The following is a 21,924-nucleotide window of genomic DNA, read 5'->3' as shown; positions in this document are numbered from 1 at the left end:
AGGCGCTCAGGGTTCGCCGCCTGCGCCAGCGGCCCTGTCGGTCGCCTCGCACCTGTAAACCAGCCGCTCATTCGGACGATCGGGCAATTGCGCCAGCACGCCTGATTGCTGCTCGCCCAGGATGCGCGCGGCGTCGAGCACTCCGCAGGCCGGCGGTGTGTAAGCGCCTCTGATATCGCGGGCAGCCTGCATCCTTGCGCGGCTCAGCAGATACCGTTCGGTCTGGAAGATGCGCGATTGTGGTTCGTAGGTGTTGACCGCGACAGCCGCCTCGTCGTTCGGGACCAGCACACGCGACCACTTGCCATTGGTCATACCATATTGCGTGCGCCCGTTGACGCAGCCGTCGGCGGCCCAGTCGAACTCGACATCGTCGGTTCGTGCGCCGGTGATGCGGCTGCGTTCAGGGATCAGTGTGCAGATGAGCGTGCCGTCCCCTGCGAGCGAGATCGGCGGCGAGCTGTCCCCTCCATTCGTTGCCAGCCCTTCGATTGCGGCGGCCACGCGGTCTTCGATCTCGCTATAGCCGGGGCGCGTGATCCAGATGAGCACCGTGCCGATGATCGCTGCACCTGCAATCCCGGCGGCGATCAGCGCGCGGGTCTGCGCCTTGCTGTCGGTTTCAGTGTCGGAGCGCGCCTGCTGGCGCAGCTGCGTTGCCGCATAGCCCGATCCAATGCCGACCAGCAGGAGGATAAGCGCCATCGCCATCGCATTGTCGCGCTCCTCCATCACAGCCATCTGCGCCGCCAGCCTTGCGTCGGCGCGTGCTTCACGCAGCTCGTTCTCGCGCGCTTCCACGCGGGCGCGGGCATCGGCGCGCTGCGCATCGAAGCGGGCGCGCTCGGCCGCGTTGAGCTCGTCGATCGAGCGGCAGGGAAGGGCATTGGTCTGCGGCTCGATCTCGTTCGCGCGCAGGAATGGCAGCAGCTCGCGCAGGCTTACCGCAAAGTAGAATTCCGCGTCCGACCCGGCGGAATCCGCGCCGAATGAATTGACACCCAGAACGCGGCCGCAGCCATCGAGCAGCGGCCCGCCTGAATTCCCTCGCGCAATCGGCGCTGTATGCAGGATCGTGTCGAACTGGCGGCTCGGGCGCTCTCCGGAGAGGAACCCGCGGCTTTTGACCGGCGGCTGCGCGTTGAAGATGTCGCTGATCTCCAGCCCCTGCGCGACATCGACGTTCATCGGATAGCCAACGGCTGACACTTCACCCAGGTTCACGCCGACGCCGCCTGCAATTGTCAGCGGCGGAAGGCGCATGTCGTCATCGACGATTTCGATGAGGGCAAGGTCGTTGCGCGGGCTCACAGCAAGCGGTACCGCGCAAATGCGCCATCCTCGCCTTCGCTTGGCACGATCCCGATGCGCAGCGTGTCATCCTGCAGCGCCTCGCGGATCACGTGTGCATTGGTGACGATCTTGGTCGGGGTAACGGCAAAGCCGCTCCCATGCGTGACCGGGACCAGCTCTTCGCCATTCTGGCTGATGATGACGACCCGGACGACACCGCGCGCGGCTGCATCGATATCGCCAGCATCGGCCGCCGCCGCTTGCGACAGGACAAGGGCGATCAGCGCGGTCACGTAATGCATGAATTTGTTCATCGCGGTGTTCTTACCCACCGCATGACATTGACCGCAAGCTCCGGGATGCGCTGTAACCACGCTTGTGAGAAAAGCTGACCCATGACGAACGTAAAATCTCTGACCGATGACAAGCGCTGGCAAATCGCTTTGGCCAAGGACCGCCGCTATGACGGCGCGTTCGTGACCGGGGTGCATTCCACCGGCATCTATTGCCGCCCGAGCTGCCCGGCACGCGCGCCGCTGCGCAAGAATGTGCGGTTCTATACGAACGCTGCCGATGCCGAGGCGGCGGGTCTGCGTGCCTGCAAACGGTGCTCGCCCAATACCCAGAGCGCGGAGGAGGCATGCGTTCTGGCAGCCATCGCCGCAATCCGCGAGAGCGGCGCGATGACGCTGGACCAGCTGGCCGGCCTCACCGGTTATTCGCCCACGCATTTCCAGCGCCTGTTCAAGCGGACCGTGGGCCTGTCTCCGGCTGCCTTTGCACGGGCCCTGCGCGAAGAGCGAGTTCGCGGCGCGCTCGAAAACGGCGTGAGCGTCACTGATGCGCTATACGAGGCGGGGTATTCCGCGCCCTCACGCTTCTACGCCGACACGAAAGGACGAATGGGTATGCAGGCGAGCGATTGGCGCAATGGCGGGAAGGGCCGCACCATCCACTGGAGCGTGATTGCGACCTCACTCGGAGAGATGCTCGTCGCAGCGACCGAGAAAGGCGTGTGCTGCCTTGCATTCGGAGAGGGCGAGAATGAACTCGCAGCGCGCTTTCCCAATGCCGATCTGGTCAAAGGGGGCGGCGAATTCAGCGCGCTGTTCCGGCAAGTGGTGGCAGCGGTCGAAGAGCCCTCCTGCGATGCCTCGGCCATCCCGCTCGATATCAAGGGGACCGCCTTCCAGCAGCGCGTGTGGCAGGCGCTGCGCGATATCCCCTCAGGCGAAACGCGCAGCTACGGCGAGCTTGCAGCCGCGCTCGGCAATCCCAAAGCCAGCCGCGCGGTCGGCGGCGCGAACGGGGCGAACAATATTGCCGTGCTGATCCCGTGCCACCGCGTGGTGCAGGCCGATGGCTCGCTGGGCGGATACGCCTATGGCCCGGACATCAAGGCGGAGCTGCTCAAGCGCGAAGGGCGGGAGTGAGCGGCGCATAATCGCCTGTTCATTCAAGGTGTTGCACCGTGCGAGCATGAAGACGCCGCTTTATCTTGCCGCCATTGCCTTTACTGCGCTTTCAGCGCCCGCGCATGCGACCGGCGGCTTCCTCTGCAAGACTGCGGGAGAGCAGCCGATCGTGGTGCAGCTCGGTTTTGGCCATGTCCCCAGCGCCTCGCTGTTCCTCGCGCGGCTGGTCGACAACGGAAAAGAAGTGCCGGTCACGGCGACCCAGTGGTGGCTGCGCGGGAGCGAGATGCGGCTAGCGCTCGTCTCGAAAAACGCGCTACGCGAAGAGCTGATCCTGAGCGCGCAATATAACGAGAAAACCTATTCCTACGATGGTTCGATCTGGCGCGCAGGCCGCGAGCATTGGGTGCGCTGCCGTGAGAACTGAGGGCGTTATCGTGGGTCATAGCGACATAGATTTCGGCGGTTAATCCCGGTTTCTCTCGATCACATCGACCACCGCTGACGCCTTTGCTGCGAGATCGGGGTCGGTATCGTCTGAAAGGGCGAGCGCTTCCATTCGGCTGCGCAGTCTTTCCGAGGTGTAGAATACGTAAGCTTTTTCGTTTCCGGGAGATTTCCAGAATGCCGTTATCCAGATGCTCTCCTGCCCCTTCGCAGCAGACTGGCACCAATCGCGCCATAGACGTCTGGTCAATACCTCGTCGGGCGAGGACCAAACCTGATCCAGCAGGTCGTCGATGCTCCAGCCACCAAGCGTGAACATGCACAATACGTCATCGAGAGGGTCGGGTTTCTCGCTCTCGATATGGCGGGTCAGATAGCTGCGCTGGAACTGATCAAGGACCGCCCACTGTTCGTGCGTCCATTGGTCCGGATTGCCGGTGTCAAAGCGGGCCAGGCTGACTTCCACACCGACGCTCGCGAGGTCTTCATCCGCCGCCAGCACTTCAAGGATGCGAGGCAGGAGGTAGGCCCACGTCTGCTTCGCGATGCCTTGCGGATCACAGGCTGCGAAAAACCAGTCCTGAAGGTAGTGAAGGGGAAGGTCCCGAATGCCGGGCCGAAAGAAATCGGCCTCGATATCCGCCTCCATGCAGCAACCTTCGCACACTTCGATGCTTGCCGGTTTGGGGCTCTCAAATACGCGATAGGCGCTTTCGATACAGTCAAAAAAGTCGTGATCGGGCTTCAGTTTTGCGCGTATGGGAGGCGGCTGCCTGTTCGTCATCATTCAAACCTGCCCGGTATCCATCACGTGCGTTCTGACCGCTGCCGTCAATCCAGTTTCGGCGGGAAGCCAGGCTCGCACTTTTCCATTGCGCGCTGGTAGGCATCGCGCGCGCCGATGCGCTGGAGATAGGCTTTGAGGTTGGGGAGGTGGTCGATGCTCATGCCGTTGAAAGCGCGACTGGTGGTCAGCTGGAACACCATCATGATGTCGGCGGTGGTCAGCTGCGATCCGCCGAAATAGTCCGCCTCGCCCAGTCGCCGCTCGATCTGGGACCAGGCATTGGTGATGCGTTTGGCAAGCGGCGGCGGCATCTCTGCGCCAACCGCACCCACCGCGATCTGCATCATACCGTTGGTCATGAACGTCGCGTTTGCGAAATGGAACCAATAGAGATGATCGGCGAAATCGGGATGATCGGGGCCGGGGACCAGGTCCGTATCGCGCGCGTACTTGCCTACTATATATTCGACGATTGCGCCGCTCTCGCCAAGCTTGATGTCCCCGTCCTCGATTATCGGCGCAATTTCCATCGGATGGATCGCTTTCAGCTCAGGCGGGGCGAGCCGCGTTTCAGGATCGCGATTGTAGAGCTTGAGATCGTAATCGAGCCCCAGTTCCTCGAGGAGCCAGACGATGCGTTCGGATTGCGAAATGCGAAGGTGATGGACGGTCAGCATGAACATGGCTCCCAATAATGCATCACGCCGCGTTACGGCATTGGCGATGGAGCGCAAGTGCTCGGAGCGGCTTTGAAGGACCAGTATCGGGCTACGGGCCTGCGAGGAAAGAAGCCCACCACTCCTTTCGTATCGCAGCGCCCGGCAGGCTTATTCGGTCGGCCCGTCTGAGCCCGTCTGCATGTCTCGCAGCGCGTAGGCTGCCGCGTCCAGCGCGTCGATTGCGCGGGCCAGCCGTTCCTCTTACCGATCGACGGCAGGCGCGGGCGCTGCTGCTGTCGCAGGAGTTTCGAGATCGGCGGTTTCGAGCGGTTCGGGCTGGGTATCGGGCGCAGTGCCCGGAGCCGTGTAGGTCGGGATGCCGTCGACCATTTCGTATTCCGTAGCCGAAGGCGCGGTTGGCTCTGTTACCGCCGGGGCTGGCACTGGAAACGGAGCTGCGCGCGCGATCAGGCAGCGATCGATCGCGCGGTTTGTTACGAGCTTGGATAGCGTCTCAAGCTCGCTTTGATCCGCACGCTGCGCAAGGCGGATGAAGGCGTCGGTATCGCCGCACAATTCGCGCGAGGGCCGGACGCCAGAATGCATGTTGCCGATCCGGGTTTCGTAATCGTCGAACGCATATTGTCCGTCACGAAGTCCATGGCGAGCGACGAGCGTGTTGCGAACCTGCTGGCTGTGAAAGCCAAGCTCATCCGACCGGTTGTCCAGCAATCGGCCATAGGTGCGCAGGGTCTGGGGCGAAAGCTGCCGGCATTTGAGCGCGCTCACCATCAACTTCACGCGAAGGTCATGGATGCGCGCCGATTGCATTTCGGCTTCTTCGAAACAGGGCAGGCCGCTCGCCTGCGCCGATAGGGAGGTCGTAGCCAAGGCGGCGGTGGCTATTCCGCAGCCAAGCTTTCTGAATAACGAGTGCACGATATTGCTCCTACAAACGAGGGGTGGGTAAGTAGGAGCGCTCCGGGAATGCTTATACCACATTCTGCGCGAATCGGGAACAAGCGGATGAAAACGATGGAGAATTTTCGAAACCGCAGAAACCTTGGCTTTCACCTGAACCGCACATTTACAAAGCACCGCTGAGAGCGGAGCGGCAAGGCTTGCGCTATCGCTCCCGCGCCCAATCCTTCGCCGCTGGGGTAAGCGAGTCGAGGAATTTTTCAGCACTCTCCAGATAATCGGCGCGCTTCGTGTCGTCCATCCGGTCCCAGTTCGAATAGATGCGCCCGACGCGGTGATTGCTTTCCAGCCGGTCGCGATGCCGGTCCATGAAATGCCAGTAGAGCGGGTTGAAGGGGCACGCGCCTTCGCCCGTTTTCTTGCTCACCGAATACGAGCATTGCTTGCAGTAGTCCGACATCTTGTTGATGTAATTGCCGCTCGCCGCATAGGGTTTGGTCGCCAGCTTCCCGCCATCGGCATAGAGGATCATCGCGGAAACATTGGGCAATTCGACCCATTGATAGGCATCGGCATAGACCGCGAGATACCAATCCTGCACGTCGCGCGGATCAATCCCGGCGAGCAGACAGAAATTGCCGAGCACCATCAGCCGCTGGATGTGATGCGCATGGGCATTCTCGCGGGTCGAACGGATGCAGTCGGAGAGGCAGCGCATATCGGTCTCGCCGGTCCAGAAGAACTCCGGGAGCGCGCGCTTCGCGTTGAGCTTGTTGTCGCTTTCGAGGCCCGGCATGTTTAGCCAGTAGAACCCTCGGATGTATTCGCGCCAGCCGATGATCTGGCGGATAAAGCCCTCGACCGAATTGATCGGGGCTGCGCCATCCCTGTAGGCCTGCTCCGCGCGTTCGCACAGCGCAACCGGGTCCAGCAGGCCGAGATTGATGCTGGTCGAAAGCATTGAGTGATACATGTCGTCTTCGCCGTGCACCATTGCGTCCTGATAGGGACCGAATTTCTCGATCCGCTCGGCGAAGAAGGCGTCGGCGGCCTTTTCGGCCTCATCGCGCGTTACCGGCCAGCGGAACGGTTCGAGATCTCCAAAGTGATCGCCGAATTCGTCTTCGACCAGAGCGATGACTTCGCGAGTGATGTCGTCGGGTTCGAATTTCGGGACAGGCGGCGGGTCCATCTCATCCTTCGGCGGCTCGCGGTTCTGCTTGTCGTAATTCCATTCGCCGCCTTCCGGCTTGCCATCCTCCGCCATGAGCAGGCTTGACTTCCGGCGCATCTCGCGGTAGAAATGCTCCATCGTGAGATGCTTGCGATCCTCGGCCCACTCGCGAAATTCCTGGTGCTCGCACAGGAACCGGTCGTCGGGGAGTATTTCGACCTCGCAGGCGAATTTATCCGGCCATTCCTCGATTGCCTGTTGCACCCGCCATTCGCCAGCTTCGGTCATGTGGATTGCGCGCGGAGCATGGCGTTCGACAGCGCGCGCCACTTCGCCGGTGAAGCTGCCGGAATTGCCAGTGTCGGTCAGGCGAATGTAGTCGACAGTCCACCCGGCATCGCGCAATTCGTCAGCGAAATGGCGCATGGCGGAGAAGATCAGGACAATCTTTTGCTTGTGATGCTTGACGTAGGTTGCCTCGTCCCAGACCTCCATCATCAGGATGACGGTATCGTCCTTGCTCCGTACCGCGAAGCGAGGCGAGTGTGCGGGTCAGCTGGTCGCCCAGAATGGGGACGAGAATGGGGTTGGTGGCCATGCCCGCTCAATGATCGGAGCGGAAAATAGTGCCGCGAGAAAGCTCAGTCCTCGCCCATATCGTCATCGCCTGCATCGCTTGCATCCCCGAAGCGCTCGCGCATATCTTCGACCTTGGTAATGAACTCTGCGGCACGCTCGCCATCTCCATGCGGATTGTTGGCGATAATCTTCAGCAGCCGGATCGAGCCGTCATAGTCGCTGCGAGCCATCAGAGTGAAGGCGTAGCGGAAGCGTATCGGCACGACTTCGGGCGCGAGTTCGAATGCACGCTCGCTCAAGGTATCGGCGCGCTCTCCATCTGTCCTGTTATAGTCGAGCGCCTGCGCCAGGTTCACTAGGGGCCAGGGATGATCGGGAGCCTGTGCCGCCGCCGCTTCGAAGTCGGCGAGCCCGGCATCGAACAGGGCCGCGTCGCTTTCACCAGAAAACTGATACCGCTCGTGGGCGATCCGGCCGCGCAGGACCAGCGCCTCGGCATGGCTCGGATCGATTTCGATAGCACGGTTGGCAGCGGCCTCAGCCTTTGCATATTTGCGCTTCTTCGGATCTTTGCCCTGCTCGAGAACATAGTGAACATGCGCCAGCTCAGACCAGGCCTGCGCGGAAGCCTGCGGCGATTTCACGAGATCGAGCAATCCCTTGCGCGCGTCCCGCAGCTCGTAACCCATCAAGCGCTGGAGGCGATATTCGACGAGGCTTGATGCTGCGTCATCGAGCTGAGTGATCGCCACCTCGCTTTGGTAATCGAGCGGCTCGGTCGATTTCTGGAAGGTGAAGGGCTCCTTCACATATGCCCTGACCGCTTTCTCAAGCTCCTCCGTCGTCCCGAAATGCCGGTTGGCCGCGTCGACCGGATCAACACCCTTGTTGATATCACCAAGATATGCGGTGATTTTCCGGCCCGAGCCCTGCGGCTGCGAATAGAGATAATGGGTAAGCGCCCACGACCAGGCGTAAAACTGCACGACGTCTTCAGCGGGCTTGGGGCCTTTGAGAAGTTCCAGGAAATCGTAGTCGGTAGTGTATGCCAGAGTGCCTACATGCCGGGTGGCGTATTTGCCGATCGTCCACTGCTCATCAGGCAGGAATTCGGCGGTCGAGACGAAGTCGGCATAGCCCTCGGCGAACCACGCGGGGGAGGGTATTGAGAAATTCTGGAAGAAGAAATGGTGCGCGTATTCGTGGTAGAGAACCTGCCTTCCGGTCAATCGCTCTGCAAACTTGCTACGGCGGCGATTGCCGACGAAAAATGATCCCTCTGCACGGGGCATGTAGAAACCTGCGAGCATGCCGTCGCTGCGGCTTCGCCCGGCCAATGCACTGACGTTCCGGCTGTCTTCGAGGAGGTAGACGGTCAGCCGCGCCCTCTGTTCGTACCGGATCCTTGCGCCACAATTTGCGCAACAATGCATCCAGCCGTTCAAGGTCGCGAGCATAGTCTTCAAGCTGGCCTGTCGATCCTTCCGAATAGACCACGAAATTGTGCGTGTCCGCCCGTTTCCAATCGGAAGCAGCAACAGTAGTGGTTAATGAAACGGTCAGCGCGAAAGCAGCTGCAAAGCGAATAAAAAGCTGGACAGGCAAAGACATACTCGTCGTCATACAAAGCTATAGGGATCTATATCCACCCCAATTCGCACGCCGGGTGCGAAATTGTGAGCGTCGAGCCATTCGCGCAGCACCGTCTGGAGATTTGCACTGCGCCGCGCATTCACAAGGAAGCGGTAGCGGTAGCGTCCGCGCAGCAGCGCCAGCGGGGCAGGGGCGGGGCCGAGGATGTAGAGATCGTCGAGCTGCGGGCGCGTGTCGCCGAGCCGGATGGCGGCCTCGCGCGCTTCCTTTTCGTCTTCGGAGGACAGGATGATCGCCGCCCACCGGCCAAATGGAGGAGCGCCCGCATCGCGGCGCGCTTCGGTCTCGGCGGCGTAGAAAGCGTCGCGGTCGCCGTTGGCCAGCGCGGCGATAACCGGCGCGTCGGGATGGCGCGTCTGGATCAGGACTTCGCCCGGTTTCGCGCCGCGCCCTGCGCGCCCGGCGACCTGCGCAACCTGCTGATAAGTCCGTTCGGCAGCGCGCAGGTCTCCGCCTTCGAGGCCGAGATCCGCATCGACCACTCCCACCAGCGTCAGCTCGGGAAAGTGAAAACCCTTGGTCACGAGCTGGGTGCCGACAATCACGTCGATAGCCTTTGCCTCGGCCTGGGCGATAAACTGCGCTGCTCGCTCCGGATTGCCAAGTGTGTCGGACGTGGCGACCGCGACGCGGGCCTCCGGGAAAAGCTCTGCGACCTCGTCCGCGATCCGCTCGACACCGGGTCCGCAGGCGACGAGGCAGTCGCCTTCGCCGCATTCGGGGCAGGCATCGGGCACTTTCGTTTCCAGCCCGCAATGATGGCAGGCGAGGCGCGAGGATAGGCGGTGCTCGACCAGCCAAGCGCTGCAATTGGGGCATTGGAACCGGTGCCCGCAATTGCGGCACAATGTCAGCGGAGCGTATCCCCGGCGGTTGAGAAACAGCAGCGATTGCTCACCGCGCGAAAGGCGTTCTTCCAAAGCGTGAATGATCGGCGCCGACAGCCAGCGACCGCTCGCGGGCTTTTCCTCGGTGAGGTTCACCAGCTTGATTTCGGGCAATTGCGCGCCGCCAAACCGGCTCGGCAATTCGAGCAGTTCATACGTTCCGGTCTGCGCCATGTGCAGACTTTCAAGCGCGGGCGTCGCGCTTGCGAGGATGACCGGAATATCCTCGAACCGTGCCCGCATCACGGAGACATCGCGCGCATTGTAACGCACGCCGTCATCTTGCTTGAAACTGACCTCGTGGGCTTCATCGACCACGATCAGCCCGAGATTGGCATAGGGCAGGAACAGCGCCGAGCGCGCCCCGACTATCACTTGCGCCCCTCCATTTCCCGGCCCTTCGCTGATCGCTCGCCATGCGCGCCTGCGCTCGGTCGATTTGAGCGAGGAATGCCACAGAACCGGCGCGGTGCCGAAACGCTGTTCGAACCGCACGAGAAAGTTTTCGGTGAGCGCGATTTCCGGCAGCAGGACCAGCACCTGCCGCCCCAGCCGTATCGCTTCGGCCACCGGCTCGAAATAGGTTTCGGTCTTGCCCGATCCGGTCACCCCGTCAAGCAGCACGGGGGCGAATGTGCGCGCCTCCACCGCTTTCACCAGAATTTTGGCGACTCCCATCTGATCGGCGGAGAGTGCGGGCTGGTGAAAGTCCGGATCGGCGGGCGGGTAAGGGCGGTCGATGGCAACAGTGACAGGATCGATCAGACCAGCGTTCACCATGCCGCGCAGCACGCCCTCGGACACGCTCGAGTATCCGGCAAGCTCCCTGATCGTGCCCTGCTTTCCGCCCAGTGTTTCCAGCGCCTGCTTGCGCTGCGCAGTAAGGCGGCCCGACGGTTCGGCTCCGCTCAAACGGTATTCGGTCATTGTCGCCGGCCCGCCGAGCGCGCCGCCGCTTGAAAGCACCATGCGGGCTACGCTGGCTAGCGCGGCGCAATAGTAATCGGCGGTCCATTCTATCAGGCGCATGAGGGGAGCGGACAGCGGAGGGACCGAGACGACTTCGCGCAGTGGCCGCAGCTTTTCAGCCGGAACCTCGCTGGCTGCAAGCCGTTCACTTTCCCAGACAATCCCGGTGACCGTGCGCGGGCCGAGCGGCGCGATGACGACGCTCCCCGGCTCGACATGCATCCCCTCGGGCACGCTGTAATCGAGCGGGCCAAGCGCGGCATTGAGGACGAGAAGACGGACGCGGTTCATGTATGGCGCCTAATATGGGGGCGATGCGGTGCAGAGGACAAGGAAGCGAATGATGGATATGAACGGGCTTGAACAATCGCAGCTGGGACGCAGGGCCTTGCTAAGGGGCGGGGCCGGGGTCGCGCTGGTCATGGCGCTGCCTGCCTGTGCGACATACCCCGGGTTCAGTCTGACCGAGGCGATCCGCCGGATATTGCTGCTTTCGAGCGAACGGGCCTTTGCCAGGTTGACGTCGCCTGGCGGCTATTGGGATGATCAAGTTGCTACGCTCGGACTTGGCAACCTGCTGGGTACGCGCGGCGATGTGCTTTCGCGCATTCTTACATCCACGCTGTTCAAAGACCGCCTTGAAGATGCATTTGCCGATATCGCGATCGAGGGCTCCTACCGCGCCGCGCCGCTCGTTACGGAGGCTGTGCGCACTATTGGTCTGGCAAACGCGATCGACCTCGTTCGCGGCGGGCCGACCGCGGCCACGCAGGCGCTTCGCGGAGAGCTGGGCGGCCGGTTGATCGACGCGATGGTCCCCGAATTGGGCGACGCGATCCGCATCGCCTCCGATCCGTTGGTCGGACAGCTTATCGATGCTGCCGCCGGCACGAATGTCAGCGGAATTGCGCAGCGGCTCGCCGGGAATATCGACGATGCGATCTGGACAGAGATGGGCGCGGAAGAGGCGGCGATTCGTGATAATCCGCAGGAAACCGGCGATCCGGTGCTGATCGGCGTGTTCGGCGCTGGCGCAGTGATCTGACGCGGGTCAGAAGCGCGCGGTCAATCCAATATTGGCGATGTGGTCCATCCGGTCCTCGCCGTCGCGCACGGCGTACTGATTGAGATAACCCGGCGTGAACGTGACCTGTTCGGAAATCGGGAAAGACACACCTACGAAGTTGCGCCAATTGGCGATACCCTCACGATTGAATGACACATCGTTGAGACCGATGAACGGCTCGGTGTAGAGCACGAGATTGTTGTTCTTGCTGATCGGCGCAACCATCTGGACCTGGTTACGATACCGCCAACCGGTCGCATCGCTTTCCTCGAATAGACGCTGCTCCAGCCGGTTGCGGGAGGTGACCCGGAAACCGCGCCCGTTGTCGAACAGCGTGACGTTGAGCTCCTGGTAGATGCGGTGCTCATTAACCTCTACTGGGCCAATGGGGTCGGTCAGAATGTATGCATATCCGCCGCCAACATTGACCGCATCGCTGATTCGATAACCGATGAAGGATCGCAGCAAGAGCTGACCCAACCGATCGGCATCGTTGGTGAAGCGTTCCTGAGCCTCGGCGCGCACATACCAATCACCTTCGTCATCGATATCGACAAAGATGTATTGTCCGGCCCAGATGTTGAAATCGTCGTCCGCCGCAGCGGCGGGGTTAGCGAAAATCGCGGCGCAGGCCGCGCCGATCAAGGTGACTGCTCGCATCGTCGTCTCGTCCGTAATGATCCTACACATCACTTGTTCTGCAATGTGATAACATTAACATCAAGATCAATACCTGAGGCACGTTCCCCGTCAAAAATGAGGGTGCGTAACACGGCTCGCATCTGGCCACTCGCCGGTGCCTGTGCCAACCCCACCTGCAACGAATCGCACACGCGCCAAGGAGCAACACCACCATGAAATTCTTCGTCGACACCGCCGAAATTGACGACATCAAGGAACTGGCCGCCACTGGCCTGCTGGACGGCGTGACCACGAACCCGTCGCTGATCGCCAAATCGGGCCGGGATTTCATGGAAGTAACCAAGGAAATCTGCGGGCTGGTCGATGGGCCGGTCTCCGCCGAAGTCGTCGCTCTTGATCACGATACGATGATGAAAGAGGCCGACATCCTGCGCAAGATCGCGGACAACGTCTGCATCAAGGTGCCGCTTACGGTCGATGGGCTGAAAACCTGCAAGGCGCTGACCGAAGACGGCACGATGGTGAATGTGACGCTGTGTTTCTCGGCCAATCAGGCGCTGCTCGCTGCCAAGGCCGGGGCGACTTTCATCTCGCCGTTCGTCGGACGCCATGATGATAACGGCTTCGACGGGATGGACCTGATCGAGGACATCCGCCTGATCTACGACAATTACGCCTACGAAACCGAAATCCTCGTCGCCAGCGTGCGCCATGTCACCCATGTCCTCGAAAGCGCGAAGATCGGCGCAGACGTGATGACCGCGCCGCCCAAGGTGATCCACGGACTGTTCAAGCACGTCCTCACCGACAAGGGTATAGAAGGCTTCCTCGCCGACTGGGAAAAGACGGGACAGAGCATCCTGTAATCCCTATCTGGGCTGACAATGGCTGAAGAATCCCCACTCGACACATTCAAGCACGCACTGACCGGGGCGGCCCGCGCCATCGCCAAAGACCCCGAGGTCGAAGTGGCGTGGAGCGCGGACGTGCCTGGCGCTTCGGGGAGCCGCTTCCGCGTGCCATTGCCGGCGCGCGACCTGCCCGGCGACCAGGTTACCGAAGCGCGCGGCTTTGCCGACAGTTTCGCGCTCAAGCTGCGCCACCACAATTCGGGTCTGCACGCCGTGAACGCTCCGCCGGAGCCGGTGGCGCGGGCATGTTACGACGCGATCGAGCAGGTCCGGTACGAGGCGCTCGGCGCCAACCGGTTTGGCGGGATCAAGTCGAACCTCGATGCGGCAACTGAAATTCGCACGGCTGGCGACGACATCGTCCGCGCGCAGAATTCCAGCGAAGTCCCGCTCCAGACCGCGCTTTCGCTGATGCTGCGCGAGCAACTGACCGGCGAGGCAATACCCGAACGCGCGCAGGCAGGCGTAGGGCTGGTGCGCGACTTTATCGAGGAGAAGGTGGGCAAGGATTTCTCCGCCCTGTCCGATCAGCTCGGCGATCAGGAAGCGTTCCAGAAACTCGCGCTCGACATGCTGCGCGAGCTTGACCTGACGCGCCCGACCGACGCTCCCGACGAAACCGATAATGACGACGGCGAGGACGAGGACGGCGCCGACGACGAACAGACCGGCGACGATCAGAACGAAGGCGATGCCGATCCGCAAAGCGCCGAAATGGCCGGAGAAATGGCCGAGGGCGAAGGCGAGGGCGAGGCGGACAGCGAAATGTCTGCCGATGAGGAGATGCAGGACGGCGAGCCCGGCGATGAAGGCGACGCTTCCAGCGCGCCTGTGCGCCCGAACCGCCCGCAGGCCGACATTCCCGAGGGGCTCGATTACAAGGCTTACACCGACCGGTTCGACGAGGAAGTGGACGCGCCGGACTTGTGCGATGCCGAGGAGCTGGACCGGCTGCGCGCCTATCTCGACAGCCAGCTGACCGGGCTCCAGGGCGTCGTCACCCGGCTTGCCAACCGCTTGCAGCGCCGCCTGATGGCGCAGCAGAACCGCAGCTGGGATTTCGACCAGGAAGAAGGCGCGCTGGACGCTGCCCGCCTCTCGCGCGTCGTTGTCTCGCCGGGGACCGCGCTCACCTACAAGGTCGAGCGTGATATCGATTTCAAGGACACGATCGTCACCTTGCTGATCGACAATTCCGGCTCGATGCGTGGCCGCCCGATCTCCATCGCCGCGATCAGCGCGGATATCCTCGCGCGCACGCTGGAGCGCTGCGGGGTCAAGACCGAGATCCTCGGATTTACCACCCGCGCGTGGAAGGGCGGGCAGGCACGCGAAGCATGGCTCGCCGATGGCAAGCCGCAGGGTCCGGGCCGCCTGAACGATTTGCGCCACATCATCTACAAACAGGCCGACGAGCCGTGGCGCCGCGCGCGCCGCAATCTCGGCCTGATGATGCGCGAGGGGCTGCTGAAGGAAAACATCGATGGCGAGGCGCTGCTGTGGGCGCATTCCCGCCTGATCTACCGACCCGAAGAACGCCGCATACTGATGGTTATCTCCGACGGCGCCCCGGTCGATGACAGCACTTTGAGCGTGAACAGCGCAGGCTACCTCGAAGCGCACCTGCGCGGCGTGATCGAGTGGATCGAGAAGGTCTCGCCCGTGCAATTGGTAGCCATCGGCATCGGCCACGATGTGACCCGCTACTACCGCCGCGCAGTGACAATTATGGACGTGGAGCAGCTCGGCGGCACGATCATGGAGCAGCTCGCGGAGTTGTTCGAGGACGAGAAGGGCAAGGGGCGCAGATAGCGCAGTTCCGTCATCCCCGCGAAGGCGGGGACCCCGCTTGCTCTTTTTAAGTGGCCGAAACAGATTCTGGATTCCCGCCTTCGCGGGAATGACGAGTAAAGGAAGAATATCTTGGTCGAGACCGTCACACTCTGGCGTCCAACAGGTCCGAAGGAACTTAAGCTGGTCGAGGACTCTGGCTGGAAAGCATGGCCCCCGCGTCTTCCCGAACAGCCAATCTTTTATCCCGTCACCACAGAAGAATACGCCATCAAGATCGCGCGGGACTGGAATGTGCGCGCCAGCGGCTCTGGCTATGTGACCCGGTTTGAGGTGCGAAAAAATCATCTCGACAAATATGATGTTCAGCTCGCTGGAGGAAAAGAACACGCCGAATACTGGATTCCCGCCGAAGAGTTGGAAGAATTCAACGCAGCAATCGTCGGTCAAATCGAAGTGACAAGGACCTTCCCAGAATGAACGTAACTGAAGCCGTCACCACCCGCCGTTCGATCCGCGATTTTCTCGACAAGCCGGTCGAACTCGACACGCTAAAGCGGGTGATGGACAAGGCTCGCTGGGCCGCTTCGGGGTGCAATTACCAGCCGTGGGAAGCCTCGATCCTGACCGGCCAGCCGCTCAAGGACTTGCAGGCCAAGATAACCTCCACGCCTCCGCAACAGCTCGAATACGATTGGGACGCGCCCAAGTCCGAGGACGCTTACAAAGAGCGCCTCTACGGCGTGTCCAGAGGAATGTTCGACGCGCTCGGCATTGCGCGCGAAGATAGCGCGGCGCGCATGGCGGCGATGGGGCGCAATGCGACCAGCTTCGATGCGCCGGCGGTGATGTTCGTCTACTTCCCGCGGCTGATGAAGGAACCGCAATGGTCGGATACGGGTATGTGGCTCCAGACCGTCGCGCTGCTTCTACGCGAGGAAGGGCTCGACAGCTGCTTCCAGGAATTCATGGCCTATTACGCCAATGTCATTCGCGACCATCTCGGCCTCGACCATGATCGCTACATGTTCTTCTGCGGCATGGCGATCGGCTACCGCGATCCCGATGCGCCGGTGAACAATTACGAACGCGAGCGCGTACCGCTGGACGAACAGGTGACCTTTCTCGGTTGGGAATAGCGCTATCTATGCGTGACCGCGCTGCTCTTCGCTCACCTGCCGAGCGATGTCCGGATCGCGCCAGATCATCACGCCCATCGTGACAAACCACGCGAGCATGAGGCCCGCCAGCATCCGCTCATAGGCGCCGTCATATTCGGTCGGCACGAAGAAGAAGAGCGGCCCAAGCACCGCCCATAGCGCGCCGCCGACATAGAGCGTGATGCCAAGCGGCTTGTTGATCTCCCAGACTTGACCAGCCGTGAGAAGCACGGTCAGCGGGAAGGCGACGCCGAGGACATAGACGAGCCGGTAATGGATCACGGGCCCTTCTCCGGTCGTATAGGCTTCATATGCGGCGATAAGGGTGACGCAGATCGCCACGACCACCAGCAGGTACGATCCGATCTTCCAGTCCAGCCGGTCGATCCGCCAGCGCAGCAGCCCCGCCGTGGTTGCGAGCACCGCCAGAACGAACGCGTAAATCCCGATATCGGCAAGATCGTCGATCATGGAATCGCGCTTTGCCGCCGCAAGGTCGCTGATCGTGTCGCGGATCATCCCGACCCTATCCGAAAGGCCGACACCGACCAGGTCCAGGATCACGGCGATCAGGCAGCCGGCAATGGCAATCCCGCCAAGCGTCCTCGATAAAGTGTCAGTCCCTGCATCCTTGCTGATCTTCGCCTCCTGTTGCACGCCTGCGCGGATTGTCGCATGGGCAGGCCATGTCCGATAATCCGCTCAAACTGTTCAACAGTCTCAATCGCCAACTGGAGGCATTCGTTCCGATCCATCCCGGCGAGGCACGCGTCTACACCTGCGGGCCGACGGTCTACAATTACCAGCATATCGGCAATATGCGGGCCTATATCTTTGCCGATACTCTCGGGCGCACGTTGCGTCACAAGGGCTATAAACTCACCCACGTCGTCAACATCACCGATGTCGGCCACCTCACCAGTGACGCCGATGCAGGCGACGACAAGATGGAAAAAGCCGCCGCGCGTGAAGGCAAGAGCGCGTGGGACATTGCGCGGTATTATCAGGACGTGTTCGAGGCCGATCTCGACCGTTTGAACGTCCGCAAACCCGCCCATCCGCGCGCGACCGATTATGTCGCAAGCATGATCGAATGGGGCAAGCAGATGCAGGACAAGCACTGCTATGAATTGGAAAGCGGGCTGTATTTCGATGTCTCGACCGTGCCCGAATACGGCAAGCTTGCCCGCGCCGTGACAGAGGATGGCGAAGCGCGGATCGAAACCGTCGAGGGCAAGCGGAACGCGGCGGACTTCGCGATCTGGCGCAAGACCCCGCCCGGTGAGACGCGTCAGATGGAATGGGATTCGCCGTGGGGTAAGGGCGCTCCGGGGTGGCATCTTGAATGCTCTGTGATGAGCGCCGAATTGCTGGGGCATCCCTTCGATATTCACACCGGCGGGATCGACCACCGCGAGATCCATCACCCCAACGAGATTGCGCAGAACCAGGCGCACAATTGCTCGGCCGATAGCGCGGCGAGCATCTGGATGCACAACAACTTCCTGATCGACCGGTCGAAGGGCGAGTTGGGCAAGATGTCGAAGAGCACGGGCGAGTTTCTGGTCCTGCAAACTCTGGTCGATCGCGGCTACCACCCGCTCGCCTACCGAATGATGTGCCTGCAAGCGCATTACCGCAGCGAGCTTGAGTTCAGCTGGGAAGGGATGGACGCAGCGCTGACGCGGTTGAAGAGGATGGTGATCCTCGCCGAGCGGATGGCAGATGCAGCGTCACAGCCCGAAGCCGAGCACCCCAAGTTTGCGCCAGCGCTCGACAAGTTCGAAGCGGCCATCGCCGACGATCTGAACACGCCGATCGCCCTGACCGCACTCGAAGATGCGCTGGCGGTCAAGAAGGTCGATGCCGGGATCAAGCGCGCCGTCGTCGAAGCGATGGACGAGGTGCTCGGCCTCGGCCTGTTCGACCTCGCGCGCGCGGACCTGCGCATCCGGCCGAAGACGGCCGAGGTCACCGAACCGGAAATCGAAGACGCGCTCGCCCGCCGCAAGGCTGCGCGGGCCGAGAAGGACTTTGCGACCTCCGATGCCCTGCGCGACGAACTTGTGACGAAAGGTGTGGAGGTCATGGACGGCGATCCGCTCGGATGGGACTGGAAGCTCGGGTCGTGACCGACACGCGCGCCAACCATTGGGAAGGCGTCTATTCGTCCAAGCGCGCCGATGAGGTCAGCTGGTTCCAGTCGTCATCCAGAACCTCGCTCGATGCGATTGCGCGGCATGGTGGCTCGCCCGGATCTTCGCTCATTGACGTCGGCGGCGGCGCTTCTACGCTCGCGGCTGAGCTGCACGATGCGGGGTGGCGCGATCTCACGGTGCTCGACCTGTCGCCCGCCGCGCTGGCAACCGCGCAATCGGCGATGAGTGGTGCCGCCGCAGACGTCGACTGGATTGCAGCCGATGTGACCAAGTGGAAACCCAGCCGTACGTACGCCGTCTGGCACGACCGGGCGGTGTTCCATTTCCTGACCGAACCGGACCAGCGCAGCGCCTATCGCTCGGCTCTTGAAAGCGGGCTGGAAGAGGGCGGATTGCTGCTGCTCGCGACCTTCGCGCTCGACGGCCCCGAGAAATGCAGCGGGCTGCCCGTGCGTCGTTACGATGCCGATGGCCTGTCACAAGAGCTTGGTGACGGCTTTCGCGTGATCGAGCATTGGCGTGAAATGCACCGCACACCGTGGGATGCCGAGCAGGCATTCACCTGGGTTGCCTTGCGCAAGGAGACGACATGACCACCCTCGCAATTTCCGGCCTGATCCGCCCCTTGCTCGAACCGCGCCTGCCCGACGACCTCGACGTGCGTTGGTTCATGACCAAGGAGGAGGCGCTGGACGTCGTGCCGGATGCCGAGATCGGCTGGTTCGACATGAACGACCAAGAGGCTATGGCCGAAACCTTGCGCGCAGCGACAAGCCTGAAATGGCTCAATTCCATCTATGCGGGGCTCGACTTTCTGCCGATGGACGTGCTGATCGAACGCGATATCACGGTGACCAACGGCGCAGGGATCAATGCCCTGACCATCGCCGAATACGTGGTGATGGGAATGCTCAACATCGCCAAGGGGTACCGCGATGTGGTGCGCGCGCAGGAAAGGCGCGAATGGCTGACAGACAGTCCGGGCAAACGCGAATTGGCCGGGTCGAAGGCGCTGGTGCTGGGCTATGGCGCGATAGGCAAGCTGATCAAACCGCGCCTCGAGGCTTTCGATGTCGATGTCACGGTCGTCCGCCGTTCGGGAGGGGAGGGCGCGCTTACGCCGGACCAGTGGCGCGGCAAGCTGGGCGAGTTCGACTGGGTGATCCTCGCCGTGCCCGCGACGCCAGAGACCGACGGCATGATCGGTGCACAGGAACTTGCGGCGATGAAATCCGATGCGGTGGTCGTAAATATCGCGCGCGGGGCCGTGATCGACCAGCCAGCCCTTGTCAGTGCGCTCGAGGAAAAGCGGATCGGCGGTGCCTTCCTCGACGTGACGACACCCGAGCCGCTGCCGGAGGAGCACCCGCTCTGGGCGCTCGATAATGCGCATATTTCGATGCACCTGTCTGGCCGCGCGCAGGACAAGATGTTTCTTCGCAGCGCGGACCGATTCCTGAAGAACCTCGAGAATTACCGCCGCGGAAAGCCGGTTGCGCCGATTTTCGATCCTGCACGCGGTTACTGAGCGCCCGCCCCTTGATCGGTCGCCACGTGATCGCCTGACGCGAACTGCCTGGCGCTTGAGCACTGTCAAAGCGTATCAATTGCGGGCATCGTGGCGATCCGGGGCGTTGCTCCGGGACATGTGTAACGCAATGGCGCCCGGCACCGAACACAGTGCATGAGCGCTGCCGCAGGCCGCGCATCGAACGCTTCGCAATTGGGGGATCACACAATGACCGACACGAAGAAAGCCTCGGACGTTTTCATCGACTGCCTTGAGGCGGAGGGCTGCGAGTATATTTTCGGCGCGCCCGGTGAAGAGAACCTCGACCTGCTCGATCTCGCTTGGCCGTTCGGACCAGATCAAGCTGGTGCTGACCCGCCACGAACAGGGCGCCGGTTTCATGGCCGCGACCTATGGCCGCCACACCGGCAAGACGGGCGTGTGCCTCGCGACCCTGGGACCGGGGGCGACCAATCTCGTGACTTCCGCCGCCTATGCGCAGCTTGGCGGAATGCCGGTGCTCATGATTACCGGCCAGAAACCGATCAAGAAATCGAAGCAGGGCCGCTTCCAGATCCTCGACGTGGTTTCCATGATGGAGCCGATCACCAAATACGCCGTGCAGATCGCGGCGGGTGACAACCTGCCCAGCCGCGCGCGCGAGGCTTACCGGCTTGCCGAGGAAGAGAAGCCCGGCGCGACCCTGATCGAACTACCCGAGGATATCGCCGAAGAGGCCACCAGCGATTACAAGCCGCTTCCCCAAAGCCGCGCGCGCCGACCCTCTGCCGAAGAAAAGGCGGTGCGCCAGGCGGTCAAGGCGATTGAAGCCGCGAGGAATCCGGTGCTGGTCATTGGCGCAGGCGCAAACCGCAAGATGACGGGCCGGATGCTCGAACAATTTGTCGAGAAGACCGGCATCCCGTTCCTCACCACCCAGATGGGCAAGGGGGTGATCGATGAACGCCACCCGAAATTCCTCGGCTGCGCGGCGCTGTCCGCGAGCGATTTCGTCCACCGCGCGGTCGAGGCTTCCGATTGCATCATCAATGTCGGGCACGACGTGATCGAAAAGCCGCCGTTCTTCATGCACGACAATGGCGTCACCGTGATCCACGTCTCGACCAGGACAGCAGAGGTCGATCCGGTATATTTCCCGCAGATCGAAGTGATCGGAGACATCGCCAACGCCATCTGGCAGATGAAGGAAGACGTCTCGCCCAATCGCAGTTGGGATTTCGAGCACATGATCGCCTATCACGATGCCGAACTGGAGCACACGAACACGCTCGCCAGCGACACCCGCTTTCCGATCTTCCCGCCGCACCTTGTGAAGCAGGTGCGCGATTGCATGCCGCGCGACGGTATCATCTGCCTCGACAACGGCATCTACAAGATCTGGTTTGCGCGCGGTTACACCGCTTACCTGCCCAACACCGTTCTGCTCGACAATGCGCTGGCGACCATGGGCGCAGGTCTGCCCAGCGCGATGATGAGCGCCATGCTCTATCCCGAGCGCAAGGTCATGGCGATCTGCGGCGATGGCGGGTTCATGATGAACAGCCAGGAGATGGAAACCGCCGTCCGCCTTGGCCTCAACCTGACCGTGCTGATCCTGCGCGACGACGCCTATGGCATGATCCGCTGGAAGCAGGCCAATATGGGGTTCGACGATTACGGGCTGACCTACGGCAATCCCGACTTCGTGAAATACGCCGAGAGCTACGGCGCATCGGGTCACCGCGTGACCAGCAGCGAGCACCTGACCGACGTGCTGGCGCAGTGCCGCGAAACGCCCGGCGTCCACCTGATCGATTGCCCGGTCGATTACACTGAAAACGACCAGATACTGAATCACGACATCAAGGAACTGAGCGCAAAGCTTTGAGATTGATAGGGAA

Annotated in this window: 19 protein-coding genes and 2 pseudogenes; 11 read left to right on the top strand and 10 right to left on the bottom strand. The window is 61.8% G+C overall.

Going from position 1 to position 21,924, the window contains the following annotated elements:
• Positions 1–6: 6 nt before the first annotated feature.
• On the bottom strand, positions 7–1,311 hold the full coding sequence (locus AC0L39_RS11635) for a trypsin-like peptidase domain-containing protein (protein ID WP_473258043.1): 1,305 nt from the start codon (positions 1,309–1,311) through the stop codon (positions 7–9).
• Positions 1,308–1,607 carry a hypothetical protein gene (locus AC0L39_RS11630; protein ID WP_473258042.1) on the bottom strand — a complete coding sequence of 100 codons (300 nt, stop codon included), beginning with the start codon at positions 1,605–1,607 and terminating at the stop codon, positions 1,308–1,310. Before AC0L39_RS11630 ends, AC0L39_RS11635 begins: the two co-directional genes overlap by 4 nt.
• Before the next feature lie 81 nt (positions 1,608–1,688).
• Here AC0L39_RS11630 and ada point away from each other — a divergent pair, with 81 nt between their 5' ends.
• Positions 1,689–2,726 carry a bifunctional DNA-binding transcriptional regulator/O6-methylguanine-DNA methyltransferase Ada gene (gene ada, locus AC0L39_RS11625; protein ID WP_473258041.1) on the top strand — a complete coding sequence of 346 codons (1,038 nt, stop codon included), beginning with the start codon at positions 1,689–1,691 and terminating at the stop codon, positions 2,724–2,726.
• 46 nt (positions 2,727–2,772) lie between these two features.
• Complete coding sequence (locus AC0L39_RS11620; protein ID WP_473258039.1) at positions 2,773–3,135, top strand: hypothetical protein; 363 nt, start codon at positions 2,773–2,775, stop codon at positions 3,133–3,135.
• Positions 3,136–3,174: 39 nt separating this feature from the next.
• On the opposite strand, the gene AC0L39_RS11615 is transcribed toward AC0L39_RS11620, so the two are convergent.
• The 6 genes and pseudogenes from AC0L39_RS11615 to AC0L39_RS11590 form a co-directional block, all read right to left on the bottom strand.
• Complete coding sequence (locus AC0L39_RS11615; protein WP_473258038.1) at positions 3,175–3,942, bottom strand: hypothetical protein; 768 nt, start codon at positions 3,940–3,942, stop codon at positions 3,175–3,177.
• 44 nt (positions 3,943–3,986) lie between these two features.
• Entirely contained in the window at positions 3,987–4,619 is a 633-nt protein-coding gene (locus AC0L39_RS11610) for a glutathione S-transferase family protein (protein WP_473258035.1), read from the bottom strand.
• A 243-nt stretch (positions 4,620–4,862) separates the two neighbouring features.
• Complete coding sequence (locus tag AC0L39_RS11605; RefSeq protein ID WP_473258034.1) at positions 4,863–5,540, bottom strand: hypothetical protein; 678 nt, start codon at positions 5,538–5,540, stop codon at positions 4,863–4,865.
• Between the two features lie 187 nt (positions 5,541–5,727).
• Positions 5,728–7,294, bottom strand: a pseudogene (locus tag AC0L39_RS11600) (cryptochrome/photolyase family protein).
• Positions 7,295–7,337: 43 nt separating this feature from the next.
• Positions 7,338–8,741, bottom strand: coding sequence for a tetratricopeptide repeat protein (locus AC0L39_RS11595; protein ID WP_473258031.1), 1,404 nt, complete (start codon positions 8,739–8,741; stop codon positions 7,338–7,340).
• 153 nt (positions 8,742–8,894) lie between these two features.
• Entirely contained in the window at positions 8,895–11,075 is a 2,181-nt protein-coding gene (locus AC0L39_RS11590) for a primosomal protein N' (RefSeq protein ID WP_473258029.1), read from the bottom strand.
• 49 nt (positions 11,076–11,124) lie between these two features.
• Between AC0L39_RS11590 and AC0L39_RS11585 the strand changes: the two genes are divergently transcribed.
• Positions 11,125–11,829, top strand: a complete 705-nt coding sequence (locus AC0L39_RS11585; RefSeq protein WP_473258027.1) for a DUF4197 domain-containing protein — start codon at positions 11,125–11,127, stop codon at positions 11,827–11,829.
• A gap of 6 nt (positions 11,830–11,835) precedes the next feature.
• Here the strand turns inward: AC0L39_RS11585 and AC0L39_RS11580 are convergent, their stop codons facing one another.
• Complete coding sequence (locus tag AC0L39_RS11580) at positions 11,836–12,510, bottom strand: DUF2490 domain-containing protein (RefSeq protein ID WP_473258025.1); 675 nt, start codon at positions 12,508–12,510, stop codon at positions 11,836–11,838.
• 194 nt (positions 12,511–12,704) lie between these two features.
• Here AC0L39_RS11580 and fsa point away from each other — a divergent pair, with 194 nt between their 5' ends.
• From fsa to AC0L39_RS11560, 4 genes are all read left to right on the top strand, one after another.
• Entirely contained in the window at positions 12,705–13,358 is a 654-nt protein-coding gene (gene fsa, locus AC0L39_RS11575; protein WP_473258023.1) for a fructose-6-phosphate aldolase, read from the top strand.
• An 18-nt stretch (positions 13,359–13,376) separates the two neighbouring features.
• Positions 13,377–15,215 (top strand): cobaltochelatase subunit CobT, encoded by a 1,839-nt coding sequence (gene cobT, locus AC0L39_RS11570; RefSeq protein WP_473258021.1) that lies wholly within the window; start codon positions 13,377–13,379, stop codon positions 15,213–15,215.
• 111 nt (positions 15,216–15,326) lie between these two features.
• Positions 15,327–15,674, top strand: coding sequence for a hypothetical protein (locus AC0L39_RS11565; RefSeq protein WP_473258019.1), 348 nt, complete (start codon positions 15,327–15,329; stop codon positions 15,672–15,674).
• Positions 15,671–16,333 (top strand): nitroreductase, encoded by a 663-nt coding sequence (locus AC0L39_RS11560; RefSeq protein WP_473258017.1) that lies wholly within the window; start codon positions 15,671–15,673, stop codon positions 16,331–16,333. The genes AC0L39_RS11565 and AC0L39_RS11560 overlap by 4 nt, the downstream gene beginning before the upstream one ends.
• Positions 16,334–16,339: 6 nt before the next feature.
• Here the strand turns inward: AC0L39_RS11560 and AC0L39_RS11555 are convergent, their stop codons facing one another.
• Positions 16,340–17,011 carry a DUF998 domain-containing protein gene (locus AC0L39_RS11555; RefSeq protein WP_473258015.1) on the bottom strand — a complete coding sequence of 224 codons (672 nt, stop codon included), beginning with the start codon at positions 17,009–17,011 and terminating at the stop codon, positions 16,340–16,342.
• 29 nt (positions 17,012–17,040) lie between these two features.
• Between AC0L39_RS11555 and cysS the strand changes: the two genes are divergently transcribed.
• The 4 genes and pseudogenes from cysS (at position 17,041) to AC0L39_RS11535 (ending at position 21,911) form a co-directional block, all read left to right on the top strand.
• Entirely contained in the window at positions 17,041–18,486 is a 1,446-nt protein-coding gene (gene cysS, locus AC0L39_RS11550; protein WP_473258014.1) for a cysteine--tRNA ligase, read from the top strand.
• Positions 18,483–19,106 (top strand): class I SAM-dependent methyltransferase, encoded by a 624-nt coding sequence (locus AC0L39_RS11545; RefSeq protein ID WP_473258012.1) that lies wholly within the window; start codon positions 18,483–18,485, stop codon positions 19,104–19,106. Before cysS ends, AC0L39_RS11545 begins: the two co-directional genes overlap by 4 nt.
• Positions 19,103–20,041 (top strand): D-2-hydroxyacid dehydrogenase, encoded by a 939-nt coding sequence (locus AC0L39_RS11540; protein WP_473258010.1) that lies wholly within the window; start codon positions 19,103–19,105, stop codon positions 20,039–20,041. The genes AC0L39_RS11545 and AC0L39_RS11540 overlap by 4 nt, the downstream gene beginning before the upstream one ends.
• A 210-nt stretch (positions 20,042–20,251) precedes the next feature.
• Positions 20,252–21,911: pseudogene (locus AC0L39_RS11535) on the top strand (acetolactate synthase large subunit).
• Positions 21,912–21,924: the final 13 nt, after the last annotated feature.

Source organism: Erythrobacter sp. K21-9 (assembly GCF_055808355.1).
Note: the sequence above shows the minus strand (reverse complement) of the source record. Positions and strands in the feature narration are given on the sequence as shown.